This window comes from Sphingobium phenoxybenzoativorans (assembly GCF_001757355.1).
Lineage (GTDB): Bacteria > Pseudomonadota > Alphaproteobacteria > Sphingomonadales > Sphingomonadaceae > Sphingobium > Sphingobium phenoxybenzoativorans.
In genome coordinates this window covers 25,820-41,823 of the sequence record NZ_MINO01000001.1, presented here as the reverse complement: position 1 = coordinate 41,823, position 16,004 = coordinate 25,820, and the positions used below count along the sequence as shown (strand labels likewise).

Genomic DNA, 16,004 nt, shown 5'->3' with positions numbered 1-16,004 from the left:
GCCCTTAATCGACGAGCATCTGATATCTGAGACCCATGCCCTGACCAAGCTGGCGCAGGCGGCGTTCCACAGCCTCTCCGTAGAGGTCGGCATGGCGTTCGGGCAGGACGAGGGACAGCATGTCTCCTTCCGCCTCCAGCCGCCCAGCAAGCAATGGCCCTTCGACACCGCCGGAGAGGCGTTGTCCAACGCGGATCGCCAGGCCCCAGAGCGCGGCGCGGCGCAGCGCCTCCGCATTGGCGAGGCCCTCCACTTCGACAGGGACGGTCGTGCCGCCCCCGAAATTGCTGTGCAGAGCCTGGGCGAGCATCGCCCGCCCCTCGACATCAATGCCGACCCAGTTGCCGTGCAAGGCGATCTCGACGCCACGTTCGGAGCGGAAATCCGGGTTCGCGCGCCAGCCGACATCGGCCAGCAGGCAGGCGGTCTTGCGGATGCGCCGCCAGCGCGCGCCGTCCTCCAAGAACAGCGGGGCAATCCAGTCCTCGATCAGTTCGCCATGCCCCGGAAAGCGCCCCTGCGCCTCCCCCTCCGCCTGCGCGGCGACCAACAGCGGATCAAGCGCGCGGATTTCCGGCGGCAATTCCTCGAACAACAGCCCTTCACGCAGGCCATAGGCGGAGACGACAAGGCTGGACGAGGCAAGCTGGCGGACCATGACCGAGAGCAGCCCGGCGGCGCCCGGCAGGGTCGGGATGCGCGACCCGGTCAGAGCGGGAATGGCCTTCAGCGAGTCCCGGCCCATATGCGAGACGACGCGGGCGAGATGCTGGGCGCGCTCCGGCGGCATTTCATAATGGTGGATCACCGGCAGCGGAAAGTGGGTGAGCGTCATGTCCAGCCGCGCGAGCGACCGCCAAGATCCGCCGACCATGTAGAAGGGCAGCCCCTTATGCTGGTCCGACTTCCAGCCAGCCTTGGCCAGCAGCTTCTTCACGTAGCGTTCGAAGACATTATTGCCCTTCGCCCGCAATCCGGGCAGGCGCAGCACGCCAAGCGGCAGGGAAATGCGGTCATGCACCTCTCCATCCGCAATCCGCACCAGTTCCAGACTGCCGCCGCCAAGGTCGCCCACAATGCCGTTCGCGCCGGGGATGGCGGACAGCACGCCATAGCCGGAGGCGGTCCCCTCCTGCACGCCGGACAGAAGCTCAATCTCCAGCCCTAGTTCGGCGGCGCGGGCCATGAATTCCGGGCCGTTCGACGCCTCCCGCACGGCAGCCGTCGCCACGCAACGGATATGGTCTATCCCCATTTCCACGCAGAGGTGGCGGAAGCGCGCAAGAGCGGTCAGGCCGCGCTCCATGGCCTGCGGTTCGATCATGCCCGTGGTGCCCAGCGACGCGCCAAGCCCGGCCATCACCTTCTCGTTAAACAGGATAAAAGGGATGCGGCGCGGACCATCATAGACGACCAGGCGGACGCTATTCGATCCAATGTCGATGATAGCGGAACGCGCAGTCTCCAGCGCCGGGTTGGCCTTCCCGCGCTCTGCCACCGACCGGATAAGGGTCATCATGTCCATCCCCCTAGCGCCGCCGGCGCAGGGAAAGCTTTGGCACGGCATCGCTTTTCTGCAGGGCCGCGCCGCGCCCCGACAGGGACGGGTTGGTCATGAAATAGCGATGAAGATTGAAGGGCTTGTCGCCCGGCTCCAGCCGACGATAGCGGCCATCGCAATCCAGTTCCCAGCTTTGTTCATTATCGATGAGGTTGGCGACCATCACCTGATCCAGCACCTGATCATGCACGGTCGCATTCTCGATAGGCAGCATATATTCGACCCGGCGGTCAAAATTGCGCGGCATCCAGTCGGCGGAGCTGATCAGGACCTTCGCGCCATTGTTCGGCAGTTCCTTGCCATTGCCGAAGCAGGCGATGCGGCTATGTTCCAGGAAGCGGCCGATGACGGACTTCACCCGGATATTTTCCGACATGCCCTGAACGCCGGGACGCAGGCAGCAGATGCCGCGGATGATCAGATCAACCTGAACCCCCGCATTGCTGGCGGCGTAGAGCTTTTCGATGATGGCGGGATCGACGAGCGAGTTCATCTTGGCCCAGATGCTGCCCGGACGCCCGGCGCGCACATGGTCGATCTCCGCATCGATCAGCGCGCTCAACTGGTCACGCAGGTCGCGGGGCGACATGGTGAGCAGTTCCAGATGCTGCGGCTCGACATAGCCGGTGATATAGTTGAACAGCGCGGCGGCATCCCGCCCGATGCGCGGGTCGGCGGTGAAGAAGCTGAGGTCCGTGTAAATGCGCGCAGTGACCGGGTGATAATTGCCGGTGCCGAAATGGCAGTAAGTGCGGAACTGGTCGCTTTCACGCCGGACGACCATCGAAATCTTGGCGTGCGTCTTCCAGTCGATGAAGCCGTAGACCACCTGAACCCCGGCGCGTTCCAGGGCGCTGGCCCAGAGCAGGTTCTGCTCCTCGTCAAACCGGGCCTTCAATTCCACAACTGCGGTGACTGACTTGCCCGCCTCCGCCGCGTCGATAAGCGCGCGGATGACGGCGGATTGCTTGCCCGCGCGATAGAGCGTCTGCTTGATGGCGACGACATCCGGGTCGGCGGCCGCTTGTTTCAGAAAGGCGACGACGACGTCGAAGCTTTCATAGGGGTGATGGACGACGATATCCTTGGCGCGAATAGCCGCAAAGCAATCGCCGCCATATTCGCGAATACGCTCCGGGAAACGGGGGGCGTAGGGTTCGAACTTCAGGTCCGGCCGGTCCTCGTCGACGATCACGGACAGGTCGCCGATGCCGATGAAGCCGTCCACCTCCGCGATGACGGATTCATGCCCCTGCAGCATGTCCTGAAGCATTTCCTCGACCGCTTCGGGAATACCCTGTTCTATTTCCAGCCGGATCACCCGGCCACGGCGGCGGCGCTTGATGGCGCTGCGGAAATAGCGGACGAGATCCTCCGCCTCCTCCTCAATTTCGATATCGCTGTCGCGGATGACCCGGAATACGCCGCTGTCCTTGACCTTGTAGCCGGGGAACAGCCGGTCGCTGAACCGGCGGATCACTGCCTCCAGAGCCATATAGCGCGCCGGGCTGCCCGGAATCCGCACGAAGCGATTGAGGGTCGCAGGAATCATCACCAGTTCGCGGACCGGCTGCTTGTCCGACAGGCGCTCCAGATCGAAAACGATCGACAGGCCCTGATTGGGGATGAAGGGAAAGGGATGCGCGGGATCAAGCGCCTGCGGCGTCAGAATCGGGAACACCTGATTGAGAAAGTGATTTTCGAGCCAGTCGTCCGCCTTCGCGCCCATGCTGCCTGAGCCAACCACATCGATGCCCGCTGCGCCGAGCGCGGCGTGGAGCGCGTGCCAGACGAGCTGTTGCGCGCTCATCAACCGGTCGGCCTCCGCCTCGATCGCGGCAAGCTGCTGCCCCGGAGTCATGCCATCGGCGGAGCGCAGGTCGACATCCTGAAGCTGCTGCCCCTTCAACCCGGCGACGCGGACCATGAAAAATTCATCGAGGTTCGCGCCGGAAATCGACAGGAAACGTAGCCGTTCCAGCAAGGGATGGGCGGGATTCATCGCTTCTTCCAGCACCCGCTGGTTGAACCCCAACCAGGACAGTTCCCGATTGAAATAGCGTTCGCCGGGCAGGGTCATGCTGGCAGAGGGGTCGGCTTCGGCCACGAAAGCTCCTTATTCGGACGCCGGATCGGAATAGAGTATAGGCAGAAATCCGGCGTTTTGCAGCGTTTCCCGTGCAAATTGCACCGAAATCTTGCGGGACGATGACAGTGAAGCCGCATTGAGGCAATCGATCACCGCCGCGATGGCAGCATAGCTGCGTTCGATCCGCTTGTGCAGCCATTCCGGCAAATCGGCAGCCCATGCCGAACCGGCGCGGGTCAGGCCGCGTTCGATAAGCGCCAGGGCGAGCGCCTCATCCGGCTCCTCTATCCGCACATGCGCGGCGGCGGACAGGCGCGAGCGCAGGTCCGGAAGGGCAACGGTCCAGTGCTGCGGCGCATGGTCGGCGATGAGGAGCAGCGGGCGCTGATCAAGCTGGGCGCGGTTCCAGGCATGGAAAAGCGGCTCGTCGCCCGCCCCTTCCGCATTGTCGATCACCTCGCCGCCGGAAATGCGGGCAAACAGGCGGCCAAGCGTGGATTTGCCCGAACGGGGCGGGCCGGACAGGACACTGGTCTGCACCGGCCAGTCGCGCCACCCCTCCAGATGACGCACGGCAATCGCATTGGCGTCGCTCACCAGGAAGTCCCCGCCTCCCCCCTGGCCCGTCCAGTCGAACGGGAGGCTGATCTGGCTCATTGCCCGGCGGGCGGCGTGGCTGCGCGCCGGGTAACGCGAAGCGTGTTGCCGGCGGACTGAACCGCAAAGCCGCGCTGCTGGAGCGCTGCGCTGAGCGTGTCGACCGTACCGGCAAAACTGACCTGCATTACGGAAGTGCCGCCCAGCGCCAGGCTGCTGGTCGAGGCCGAGCGCACGCCGGGGATTCCCCGGATCAGGGACTCACCCTGGCTGACGGAGGCGACGTTGGGCGTGTCATATTGCAGCGTGAAGGTGGCGACTCCAGGGATAACCGTGGGCATATCGACCGTTTCGACCATTCCTTCTGTCGCATTTTCAAGCTCCAGCGAATCGGGATCGACTGGTTCCTCTATGACCAACGAGGGGTCAGGACGCAGTACGCCACTAAGCAGAGCTTGCGTGTAAAGCTGATCCACGCGCCTTGCCGCCTGATCCATCATCTCCGGCACGGCATTTTCGGAAGGCGCGCGCAGCGCGAAGGACCCGATCAGCGCATTGTCCGGGCCATAGCGCGCGGCGAATCGTCCGATGACCGGGCCGCCGGGATATTGCCGCTCCAGCCGGGCGATCGGGATCACCACATCGGCCGCGCCATATTGATCGAGCAGCACCCGCCACCAGAGGCGGCCGCGGCGGCCGGTCTGCGCGGCGTTGAGCAGCAAGGGGTCCGCCGCGACGCCGCTGACGCGCACATAGTCAATGGCGCTTTCCCCGGTGCGGAAACGCGCCCAGGCCTTCTGCCACTCATTGATGCTCTCATAGCTGACGGCCGCCCCGCCCTGCCACAAGACAGGGATGACCAGCAGCGGCGGGGACCGGATGGCCGAGCCGCTGACGCCCAGAAGCTGGCCCGTACGGGCGCGATCGAACATGACGCCAAGCGTTGCGATATAACGGGTTGGGCCGGATTGCTCATATTGAATCTCAATCCCGGACACCATCGCCTCAAGCTGCGAATCGGAGAGCACGGGAATGGACGCGCCACCATTGGTGCGGGTCCAGAGCATGCGCCAGGCCGTGCGCTGCGCCTGTCGCCAGCCGGCATAGCGGGCGGCGTCCGCATTGGGCGCCGCGACGTCGACCTTGACCCCGCTCACCTCAAAATCGCCGCCGCTGGCGATGGGCGGAACGCCGCGCTCGCCCTCAATCTGGGCGACCAGAGTCGCGGCGGCGGCGAGGCCGAGCAGCAGCAGGATCGCGAGATAGAAAGGACGGATGTCTGGGCGGGTCATGAACACGGGCGCCCTTTTGACGGCATTACTATGGAAATCCAAGTCCGATTTGGCTAGGCGCCATTCATGGACCCCAAGCACAACCAGACCGAACCCTATACCTACGCCAAGGCCGGCGTTTCCATCGACGCCGGAAACGCGCTGGTCAAGGCCATCGCTCCGCTCGCCAAGGCCACCCGCCGTCCCGGCGCGGACGCCGAACTTGGCGGATTCGGCGGATTTTTCGACCTGAAGGCGGCGGGCTATGACGACCCCCTGCTGGTCGCGGCCAATGATGGGGTCGGCACCAAGCTGAAGCTGGCCATCGAGCATGACCGGCATGACGGAGTCGGCATCGACCTGGTGGCGATGTGCGCCAATGACTTGATCGTGCAGGGCGCGGAGCCGCTATTCTTCCTGGACTATTACGCCACGGGGAAGCTGGAGAGCGGTGTCGCCGAGCGGGTAATCGCGGGGATCGCGGACGGATGCCGTCAGGCGGGCTGCGCGCTGATCGGCGGCGAGACGGCGGAGATGCCGGGCATGTATGGCCCCGGAGACTATGATCTGGCCGGTTTCTGCGTCGGCGCGGTGGAGCGCGCGCAGGCGTTGACCGGATCGCGGGTGAAGGCGGGCGATGTGCTGCTGGGGCTGGGATCGTCGGGCGTGCACAGCAATGGCTTCTCGCTGGTCCGGCGGCTGGCGGCGGACAAGGGATGGAAGCTCGACCGCCCCGCCCTGTTCGACAATGAGGTGCTGCTGATCGACGCGCTGATGGCGCCGACGCGCATCTATGTGCGCTCGCTGCTGCCGCTGGTGCGGGCAGGCAAGATCAACGCATTGGCCCACATTACTGGCGGCGGGCTGCTGGAGAATATTCCGCGCGTGCTGCCGGACGGGCTGCACGCCGTGGTCGACGCGGATAGTTGGGATCAGCCGCGCCTGATGGCGTTCCTGCAGGCCCAGGGGCATATCGAGCCGGAGGAAATGGCGCGCACCTTCAACTGCGGCGTCGGCATGGTGCTGGCAGTGGACGCCGCAGAGGCGGAGGATGTGCGCGCTGCGCTGATAGCGGCGGGTGAAACCGTGCACGCCATCGGCCATATCGAGGCCGGCGAAAAAGGCTGCACGGTCAAGGGATCGGTCGAGACGTGGAGCGCGATGGCGGACTGGTCAGCAACGCATCTGGGATGAATTGCGGACGAAATTAACTACCGTTCGCCCTGAGCTTGTCGAAGGGCTGTACTTCACTTCAAGACAGGACAGGGCTTCGACAAGCTCAGCCCGAACGGAGTTTAGAGCATGCAGAAAGCACGCATCGCAGTTCTCATATCCGGCCGAGGATCGAACATGGCGGCTTTGCTCTATGCCGCGAAGGCGGCCGATTGCCCGTTTGAGATCGTGCTGGTGGCGGCAGACAGTCCTGACGCAGCGGGCCTCAGACTTGCAGAAGGGGAAGGGATTCCCGCTCTTGGCTTTCCCAAGCCTACCGGAAAGGACAAATCGCAATTTTTTGAAGCGCTCGACCTTCAAATCAGGAAGTCTGGCGCGGACTATATCGCCCTCGCGGGTTTCATGCGGATTCTCCCCAGCAGCTTCGTTGGGGGATGGGAAGGCAGGATGCTCAACATCCACCCCTCCCTCCTGCCCAAATATAAGGGGCTGGACACGCACAAGCGGGCGCTGGAGGCTGGCGACAGCCATGCGGGATGTTCGGTCCATATCGTGACCGCCGAGCTGGATGACGGCCCGGTCTTGGGGCAGACGCCCGTCGCGATCCTGCCCGGCGACACGGAGGATGCGCTGGCCGCGCGCATTCTGATCGCCGAGCATCAGCTCTATTCCCGCGTGCTGGCGGAATATGTCCAGCGGGATTCCCAGCCCGAAGCGATATTGGCGCAGGTGCGCGAGCGGGCGATGGCCCTGCCCCGCGCCGAGGAGACGCTGTCGCACGGCATGCCCTGCTTCGGGATCGAGAAGGGCAAGAAGTTCGCCTATTTCACGAAGGATCATCATGGCGACGGCATCACGGCGCTGATCGTCAAGACCACCGGCGAGGAGGAACAGGCGATGTTGATAGAGGAGGACCCCGACCTCTATTACCGCCCGGCCTATTTCGGCCCTTCCGGCTGGATCGGCATCCGGCTTGACGGTGGAGCGACCGACTGGGATCATGTGCGCGACCGGCTGGAAACAAGCTGGCGCCTCATTGCTCCCCGGAAGCTGGCCGATGTCTTCTGATTCAACACCTCCCGACCCACCACCCACCAAACAGGCGCAGGAGCGGGCGGAAAAGGCCGAAGCGGCAGCCATACGCCGCCGCTGGATAACGCTGGGCGAAGTTCTGGCGGTGGCGGCTGTCGTGATTTCCGGCCTGACGCTGTGGAACAATTGGTCGGAACGCGCCGACAGCCGGGCGGAAAAGGCGGCCGACGCGAAACAATCGTCCGCCAAGGCGCAGATCCTTGTTTTCAGCACCAAGACATCCGTCGACGGGCGGACGCTGATCCTGACGCCCACGTCCGAGGACCAACTGGTCCAGAGCCAGACCGTGCGGTTCCCTTCCTCTTTCGGCGCCGATCCGGCGGAAACGACGGGCCAGTCCCGCGTCGAGGTCAGGTGGTTCGAGGTGCCGTTGAAAAAGGCGCGGGAAAATGCGGGCATGCCCGACGATAGCCGGGGTGATGAGCGCGTTCCCGTGGCCATCTCCACCCGGTTCATGGTCGACGGCGTAATCCACGACGATGTCGCGATCTATGATGTCGGCTATACCGTCCGGGGCCGCCTGCTCGGTGGGCATAATGTGACGCTGCGCGGACTATCGCTCGTGTCACGAACCAAGGAGAGCGGCTTGCAGGCCAGGCTGGATGCACGGTGGAAGGCGATATTCCCGCAACCAGACAAATGATCCGAGGCTTGAGCCGCAACACGCTGACTGTTCCTTGCGGCATGAGACGCCAGCCTGCGTCGGCAGGACCGAGGAAAAGGGCATGAAAAAAGCCGCCGGAGCGCTCCGGCGGCTTTTTCGTGTCACACTGCGATCAGGGATCAGCCGACAATTTCTTCCGGCTTGAAGAAATAGGCGATTTCCGTCGCGGCATTCTCATCGCTGTCCGAACCGTGGACCGAGTTCGCCTCGATCGATTCGGCGTGCACCTTGCGGATCGTGCCCTCATCGGCATTCTCCGGGTTGGTCGCGCCCATGATGTCGCGGTTGCGCTTCACGGCATTCTCGCCTTCCAGAACCTGCACGACGACCGGACCGGAGATCATGAAGGCGACGAGGTCGGCGAAGAAGGGACGCTCCTTGTGCACGGCGTAGAAGCCTTCGGCCTGCTCGCGGCTCATGCGGATGCGCTTGGAGGCGACGACGCGCAGGCCCGCTTCCTCCAGCATCGCGGTGATCGCGCCGGTCAGGTTGCGGCGCGTCGCGTCGGGCTTGATGATGGAAAAGGTGCGATTGGCGGCCATTTTATTGGGAAGCTCCGGTTTCGGGAAACAAGTCGGGCCGCCCTTTAGCTGCGGGAAGGACAGGCCGCAAGACTGTTAAGCATCACCATCAGGCCGCCCTGATCCACCGCCCGCCCTCCTGACGGTGGAAACGGGCTTCAACCCCCTCCAGCTTCGAGACAATGCGCCAGTTCGCGCGCGCGGCCTCAATCGTCATCGCGTCAAAGAAATAGAATGCGCGATCGAAAGTCAGCGCCTCGTCCCGCCACAGGCCGTCGGCCAGGGCGATATACCGCGCGCCATTGGACGGCTCCACCTTGCCGGACAGCAGGATCGGCTGGATCGAGGGATTTTCGCCTTGCGCATGGCCGTGCGCAAGGAAGCTGGCGGGCTGATGCGACCAAAGCGACTGGCCGATCTCATCCAGGCGCTCCGGCTCTGCCGCAACCACGAGCAGCCGTCCCCCGCCGGCAATGATGCGCTGCGCTATGGCGGGCAACACCTTGTCCACGGGATCACGGCTGAGCTGGTAGAAATCGGCCTGCATCGATATCTTTCCATCGTCGGGCTGAGCCTGTCGAAGCCCTGCCCTTCTTGAAGAAAAGTGCAGCCCTTCGACAAGCTCAGGGCGAACGGGAAGCGGTTCAATCCGAACGGAGGTTTGATTACCCCTCAAACTTGTCGGAGACGAGCTGGTCCAGCAGGCGCACGCCGAAGCCGGTTGCGCCCTTGTCCCAGGTCGATCCGGGCTTGTCCGCCCACACCATGCCCGCAATGTCGAGATGCGCCCATTTGACGCCCTCATCGACGAACCGCTTGATGAATTGGGCGGCGGTGATTGATCCGGCGCCGCGCGGCCCGACATTCTTGATGTCGGCGATGGGGCTGTCGATCAGCTTGTTGTAGGCGTCGCTCATCGGGAAACGCCACAACGGATCGCCGGACGTCTTGCCCGCGGAAAGCAGATCATCGGCCAGACCGTCATCATTGGAGAAAAGGCCGCCATTCTGGTCGCCCAGAGAGATGATCATCGCGCCGGTCAGGGTGGCGAGATCGATCAGCACCTCCGGCGCATAGGTCTTTTGCGCCCAGGTGATGGCGTCGCAAAGGACCAGGCGGCCCTCGGCGTCGGTGTTGATCACCTCGATCGTCTGGCCGGACATGGACGTCACCACGTCACCGGGCCGCTGGGCGTTGCCGTCCGGCATATTCTCGACAAGGCCACAAATGCCGACGACATGGGCTTTCGCCTTGCGCCCGGCCAGCGCCTTCAGCGTGCCCGCGACCGCGCCCGCGCCGCCCATGTCCCACTTCATGTCCTCCATACCGGCCGCAGGCTTGATGGAAATGCCGCCCGTGTCGAAGGTGACGCCCTTGCCAACGAAAACGACCGGCGTCTTGACCGCGCCGCCCGTGCCGTCCCAGCGCATCGCGAGAATGCGGGGTTTGCGCACCGATCCCTGCGCGACGCCAAGCAGCGCGCCCATGCCAAGGTCCGCCATCTGCTGTTCGTCCAGCACCGTGATTTCGATGCCGAGATCGGCCAGATGACGGCAGCGTTCGACGAAGCTTTCGGGGTAGATGATGTTGGCTGGTTCGGCGACGAGTTCACGAGTGAGCGCAACGCCATCGGCCAGCGCGGACCGGCGCGCCCAGGCATCGGAAGCTCCGGCATCAACGGTGACCAATGTCACAGTCTCCAGCGTCGGCTTCGACTTTTCGGGGAGGCGCGTGCGATAGGTGTCCATCCGCCAACTGCGCAGCTTCGCGCCAAGCGCCAGCCGCGCGGCGCCCTCCGCCGAAACGCTGACCGGAAACTCCACGGCGGCGTGCTTTGCGCCGGACGTCAGCAATTTCGCCGAGAGCGCGCCGCCCGCCTTTTCAAGATCAGCGTCGCTGCCCGAACCGGTGCCGAGCAGGACGATGCGCAGCAACGCGCCGCCTTCCTCCGCGAATGTCTCAAAGGTCGATCCCGCGTCGCCCGCGAACCGCGCCGCCTTCGCGCCGGCGAGCACGGTCTGACCCGCCGCAATGGCCAGGGAGCCCGGAAGGTCCTTGGGCAGGGCGATGACCAGAGTGTCGGCGGTGGATGGGCGTGACGGGCTGATCGTGATTTGCATGAAAGACCTCTGTTCTGCTCTTTGAATCTGGAAGCGTGAGATAGTGCGCCTTTCCCCTTCTGGCAAAGCGCTTCAACCAATTTCGCACCCTCTTTGGGCCGCAAGGCGATTGCGGCCAGAGCCAAGCGGTGCAATAGGCGGGAAAAGCGCTCCTGGATGCCGTCACTATCGCATGATCCGCCACCACTATTCCTTTCCTCACGGCCTGGCGGCGACCGGCACGGCGATCCTGATGATGTGCGCCAGCACGCCGCTGATCGCGCAAACCCTCAACAGCCCCGACGCGGCGCTGAGCACGCCGGACGCTCCGGTTCCGGCCAATGACGAGGAAATAGGCTTCGCCGCCGATCAACTGGAATATGACAACAACACCGACGTCGTGACGGCGACGGGCAACGTCCAGATGCTGCGCGAAGGAAACCGGCTGCGCGCCGACAAGGTGGTATGGCATCGCCAGACCGGCCAGGTCGAGGCGTCCGGCAACGTCTCCGTCATCGATGCTGAAGGCAACATCGCCTATGGCGACCAGCTTGAGGTTACTGATACGCTGAAGGACGGCATCGTCCAGAATATGCTGATCGTCCTGCAGCAGGGCGGACGGCTGGCGGCGGAGAAGGGCAACCGCACGAACGGCGTCTATTATCTGGACCATGCCGTCTATTCCGCCTGCAAGGTCGAGGATAGCGAGGGCTGCCCGAAGGAACCGACCTGGCAGATCAAGGCGGTGAAGGTCATCTACAACCCGGATCGGCAGCGCGTGACATATCGCGGCGCGCGGATCGAGATCTTCGGGCTGCCCCTGATTCCTTTGCCCGGCCTGTCCCATCCGGTCGGCGACCAGGGCGGAACCGGTCTGCTGGTACCATCCCTGCGCTATGACCGCGTGAACGGGGCGGAGATGTCGCTGCCCTATTATGTGAAGCTGGCGCCGAACAGCGACCTGACGATCACCCCGCACGTCTATTCCGACGCGCTGCCGATGCTGCAGGGCAATTATCGCGCGCTGCACGGCAAGGGCGCGTATCAGATCACCGGCTATGCGACCTATGGATCGCGCATTCCGGCGAACGCGGCGGTAGCGCCCGATTCGCAGCGGGACTTCCGCGGATATTTCGACGCCAGCGGCAAATTTCAGCTCGACCCGGAATGGAGCATCAGCTCCTCCATCCGCGTGGCGTCCGACCGCACGTTCATGCGGCGCTACGACATCAGCCGCGAGGATCGGCTGCGCTCCACCATCCAGGCCGAGCGTATTGGCGAGGACAGCTATTTCTCCATCGCCGGATGGGCCGCGCAGACGCTGCGCACCAACGATATTCAGGGGCAGGTGCCGGTCGCCCTGCCCGTCATCGACTATCGCCTGCGGCTGGCCGATCCGGTGCTGGGCGGCCGCATCCAGTTGCAGGCGAACAGCCTGGCGATCACCCGGACCGAAGGACAGGATACACAGCGCGCCTTCGCCGGATTCCAGTGGGACCTGCGCAAGCTGACGGGCATGGGTCAGGAGATCACCTTCACCACCTATCTGCGGGGCGACGTCTATCACACCGACGAGACCGACCTGACCCGCACGGTCATCTATCGCGGCGATGAAGGCTGGCATGCGCGCGGGATCGCCGCCGCCGCAGTGGATGTGCGCTGGCCCTTCATCGGCGAGGCGTTTGGCGGCACCCAGCGGATCACGCCGCGCGTTCAGATCGTCGCTTCGCCCCATCTGGCCAATATGAAGGTGCCGAACGAGGATTCGCGCTCCGTCGATCTGGATGACAGCAATCTTTTCGCGCTCAACCGCTTCTCCGGTTACGACCGGTTCGAGGATTCGACGCGCATCACCTATGGCTTCGAATATCAGGTGGATCGCAAGGACCTGTCCCTCGATGCCGTGGTGGGGCAGAGCTATCGCCTGAACAGCCGGTCGACCATCCTGCCGGAAGGCACGGGCCTCGCATCGCGCACGTCGGACATCGTTGGCCGGACCACGGTCCGCTACAAGGATTTCATCGCGCTGACCCACCGTTACCGGGTGGACAAGGACAATCTGGCCGTCCGCCGCAACGAGATTGACGCCACTGTCGGCACCAAGAAAACCTATGTGATGGCCGGCTATTTGCGGCTCAACCGCAATGCCTCGTCCGACATAGAGGATTTGCGGGATCGCGAGGAAATCCGCCTTGGCGGCCGTCTGCAGGTCACGCGCTTCATATCGGTATTCGGCTCCACGGTCATCAACCTGACCGGGCAGAAGGAGGACCCGCTGACCAGCGCGGACGGATATGAACCGGTCCGTCACCGGCTGGGCGTCGCCTATCAGGACGACTGTCTGGAACTGGGCGTCACCTGGCGCCGCGACTATCAGGCGACGGGCGATGCAAGGCGCGGAAACAGCTTCCTGCTGCGACTCGCTTTTCGCAATCTTGGCATATAAGAGAGTAACCCTGTTCCGCGCCCACGCCTTAACGCCCGCTCAGCGCTGGTTAAGGCGATTGGCGGCAAGAGGGGCGCAGGATCTGTTGGAGAGCATTTGTTGCCGATGAAATCCGTTGTTCGTTCCACCCGGCTCATGAAGTTTCGTGCGCCGGCCGTTGCCGTGATGATGGCATGCCTTGCCTCCTCCACGATCGCCCAGACGGTCGGGGATGATGGCGACATGCCGTCCGCCGCGCTGGACCTGCCGAAGGACATGACCTTCTTCGGCAAGTCGGACCCCAATGTCCGCAAGGCCACGGCCGTCATCAATGGCACGATCATCACCGGCACGGACATCGACCAGCGCCTGGCTCTGATCGTGGCGGCCAATGGCGGCAAGGTCGCCGATGAGGAAAGAGAGCGCCTGCGCCTGCAGGTGCTGCGCAACCTGATCGACGAGACCTTGCAAATCCAGGAAGCCGCCGCCAACGACATCAAGATCGACAAGGCGGAGATTGACGACAGCTATAATCGCGTCGCCGCCAATTTCCGCCAGTCGCCGGAGCAATTCTCTGTCTATCTGCGCCAGCAGGGCAGCTCCCCGGCCAGCATCAAGCGCCAGATCGAGGGTGAGCTTGCCTGGAGCCGCCTGCTCCGCCGCAATGTGCAGCCCTTCGTCAATGTCGGCGAGGAGGAAGTGAAGTCGGTGGTCGACCGGCTGAACGCCGCCAAGGGCACAGACGAGTTCCGCATCGGCGAAATCTACCTCTCGGCGAGCCCGGAGAACGCTCAGCAAATCTCCGCCAATGCGCATAATATCATCGAGCAGATCCAGAAGGGCGGATCGTTCCAAGCTTATGCCCGCCAGTTTTCGGAAGCATCCACGGCGGCCGTTGGCGGCGATCTTGGCTGGGTGCGCCCGGCGCAGTTGCCTGACGAACTGGCGCAGGCGGCAGGCGGCATGCAGGTTGGCCAGATCGCAGGTCCCGTCCCCGTTCCCGGAGGCTTTTCGATCATCTATCTGATGGACAAGCGGCAGGTCCTGACCGCCGATCCGCGCGACGCGCTGATGAGCCTGAAACAGCTTTCGATCAATTTCGCGCCCGGCACGAACCGGGAGCAGGCGACGACCAAAGCCAGCGCCTTTGCCAATGCGACCCAGCAGATCAAGGGCTGCGGCGCGGCGAACGACGTCGGCAGATCGCTTGGCGCGGATGTCGTCGACAATGACAATGTGAAGGTGCGCGATTTGCCGCCCCAGTTGCAGGAAATGCTCCTGAAGCTGCAGATCGGCGAAGCGACGCCACCGTTCGGGTCCGTGGCCGAAGGCGTGCGCGTGCTGGTGCTGTGCGGCCGCGATGATCCGCAAAGCGCGGGCACGCCGTCCTTCGAACAGATTCAGGCGCAGATGGAAGACGACCGGGTGAACAAGCGCGCGCGAATCTATCTGCGCGACCTGCGCCGTGACGCGGTTATCGACTATAATTGATGGCCGCTTCGCAACCCGCGAACCCCCTTCCTCCCTTCGCGGTTTCCCTGGGCGATCCAGCCGGCGTCGGGCCGGAAATCATCGCCAAATCCTGGATGATGCGGGATGCCCGCAGCCTGCCGCCCTTCTTTGCGGTCGGTGACGCGGCGTCGATCCGTGCGGTCTGGACCGGGCCGCTGACGATTATATCCGCGCCGGAAGAAGCCGCTGCAGCCTTCAAGGACGCCCTGCCCTGCCTGCAGGTTGCGGAGGCGGGCGACATCATCCCCGGAAAACCGTCTATCGAGGGTGCGCGTACGGCGCTGCATGCGCTGGAGGCGGCCGTGGGCCTCGCGCGGTCCGGCGCAGCCGCCGGGCTGGTCACGGCTCCTGTCGGCAAGGCGCAGCTTTACGAAGTCGGCTTCACCCATCCGGGTCAGACGGAATTTGTGGCCGAACGATGCGGGATCGCGCGGGAAAACGCCGTGATGATGCTGGCAGGGCCATCGCTGCGGGTGGTGCCGATCACCATACATGTGGCGCTGGCCGATGTGCCGAAGGCGCTGACCACCGACCTGATCCGCAGCCGCGCCATTACGACCGCGAAGGGGCTGCAGCGCAATTTCGGCATCGCCGCGCCACGCCTTACGGTTGCGGGCCTCAACCCCCATTCCGGCGAAAATGGAACGATCGGGCGCGAGGAGATCGACATCATCATCCCCGCCATCGAAGCGCTGAAGGCGGAGGGATTGGACATAAGCGGGCCATTCGCCGCCGATGGACTGTTCCATGCGCGCGCGCGGGAGGGTTATGATGCGGCGCTGTGCATGTATCATGACCAGGCGCTGATCCCCATCAAGACGCTCTATTTCGACGATGGCGTGAATATCACCCTGGGCCTGCCAATCGTCCGCACCTCCCCGGACCATGGCACCGCCTTCGGCATCGCCGGGCAGAATGCCGCCAATCCCGGCGCGATGATCGCGGCGATCCGCATGGCCGCCGAGGCCGCGCGCCACCGACTCGCCTATAACGGCTGAAG

General features: G+C 64.0%; 13 protein-coding genes. 6 read left to right on the top strand and 7 right to left on the bottom strand.

The genetic code is table 11. The features are described from left to right. Positions 1–4 precede the first annotated feature (4 nt). Genes BHQ40_RS00195 through BHQ40_RS00180 form a run of 4 tightly spaced genes read right to left on the bottom strand, consistent with a single transcriptional unit; the run spans position 5 to position 5,539 of the window. Positions 5–1,519, bottom strand: a complete 1,515-nt coding sequence (locus tag BHQ40_RS00195; protein ID WP_070151385.1) for a Ppx/GppA family phosphatase — start codon at positions 1,517–1,519, stop codon at positions 5–7. A 10-nt stretch (positions 1,520–1,529) separates the two neighbouring features. Continuing rightward, a complete protein-coding gene (locus BHQ40_RS00190; protein ID WP_070150936.1) occupies positions 1,530–3,668 on the bottom strand; it encodes an RNA degradosome polyphosphate kinase in 2,139 nt (712 codons plus the stop codon). Between the two features lie 9 nt (positions 3,669–3,677). Then, on the bottom strand, positions 3,678–4,307 hold the full coding sequence (locus BHQ40_RS00185) for a P-loop NTPase family protein (protein WP_070150934.1): 630 nt from the start codon (positions 4,305–4,307) through the stop codon (positions 3,678–3,680). Then, complete coding sequence (locus tag BHQ40_RS00180) at positions 4,304–5,539, bottom strand: hypothetical protein (protein WP_070151383.1); 1,236 nt, start codon at positions 5,537–5,539, stop codon at positions 4,304–4,306. Before BHQ40_RS00180 ends, BHQ40_RS00185 begins: the two co-directional genes overlap by 4 nt. A gap of 66 nt (positions 5,540–5,605) precedes the next feature. On the opposite strand from BHQ40_RS00180, the gene purM reads away from it, so the two are divergent. From purM to BHQ40_RS00165, 3 genes are all read left to right on the top strand, one after another. Continuing rightward, the gene (gene purM / locus BHQ40_RS00175; RefSeq protein WP_070150932.1) at positions 5,606–6,712 is read left to right on the top strand and encodes a phosphoribosylformylglycinamidine cyclo-ligase; all 1,107 of its coding nucleotides are present in this window, start codon (positions 5,606–5,608) and stop codon (positions 6,710–6,712) included. A gap of 108 nt (positions 6,713–6,820) precedes the next feature. Next, complete coding sequence (gene purN, locus BHQ40_RS00170) at positions 6,821–7,759, top strand: phosphoribosylglycinamide formyltransferase (RefSeq protein WP_070150930.1); 939 nt, start codon at positions 6,821–6,823, stop codon at positions 7,757–7,759. Then, positions 7,749–8,426, top strand: a complete 678-nt coding sequence (locus BHQ40_RS00165) for a hypothetical protein (protein ID WP_253183207.1) — start codon at positions 7,749–7,751, stop codon at positions 8,424–8,426. Before purN ends, BHQ40_RS00165 begins: the two co-directional genes overlap by 11 nt. A 140-nt stretch (positions 8,427–8,566) precedes the next feature. Here the strand turns inward: BHQ40_RS00165 and ndk are convergent, their stop codons facing one another. From ndk to BHQ40_RS00150, 3 genes are all read right to left on the bottom strand, one after another. Further along, positions 8,567–8,989 (bottom strand): nucleoside-diphosphate kinase, encoded by a 423-nt coding sequence (gene ndk / locus BHQ40_RS00160; protein ID WP_070150928.1) that lies wholly within the window; start codon positions 8,987–8,989, stop codon positions 8,567–8,569. Positions 8,990–9,077: 88 nt separating this feature from the next. Next, a complete protein-coding gene (locus BHQ40_RS00155; RefSeq protein WP_070150926.1) occupies positions 9,078–9,515 on the bottom strand; it encodes a DNA polymerase III subunit chi in 438 nt (145 codons plus the stop codon). A 118-nt stretch (positions 9,516–9,633) separates the two neighbouring features. Then, positions 9,634–11,088, bottom strand: coding sequence for a leucyl aminopeptidase (locus BHQ40_RS00150; protein ID WP_070150924.1), 1,455 nt, complete (start codon positions 11,086–11,088; stop codon positions 9,634–9,636). Between the two features lie 232 nt (positions 11,089–11,320). On the opposite strand from BHQ40_RS00150, the gene BHQ40_RS00145 reads away from it, so the two are divergent. The 3 genes from BHQ40_RS00145 (at position 11,321) to pdxA (ending at position 16,002) form a co-directional block, all read left to right on the top strand. Next, positions 11,321–13,513 carry an LPS-assembly protein LptD gene (locus BHQ40_RS00145; RefSeq protein ID WP_253183214.1) on the top strand — a complete coding sequence of 731 codons (2,193 nt, stop codon included), beginning with the start codon at positions 11,321–11,323 and terminating at the stop codon, positions 13,511–13,513. A 135-nt stretch (positions 13,514–13,648) separates the two neighbouring features. Then, positions 13,649–14,983, top strand: a complete 1,335-nt coding sequence (locus BHQ40_RS00140; protein WP_070151378.1) for a peptidylprolyl isomerase — start codon at positions 13,649–13,651, stop codon at positions 14,981–14,983. Continuing rightward, on the top strand, positions 14,983–16,002 hold the full coding sequence (gene pdxA, locus BHQ40_RS00135; protein WP_070150920.1) for a 4-hydroxythreonine-4-phosphate dehydrogenase PdxA: 1,020 nt from the start codon (positions 14,983–14,985) through the stop codon (positions 16,000–16,002). Before BHQ40_RS00140 ends, pdxA begins: the two co-directional genes overlap by 1 nt. Positions 16,003–16,004: the final 2 nt, after the last annotated feature.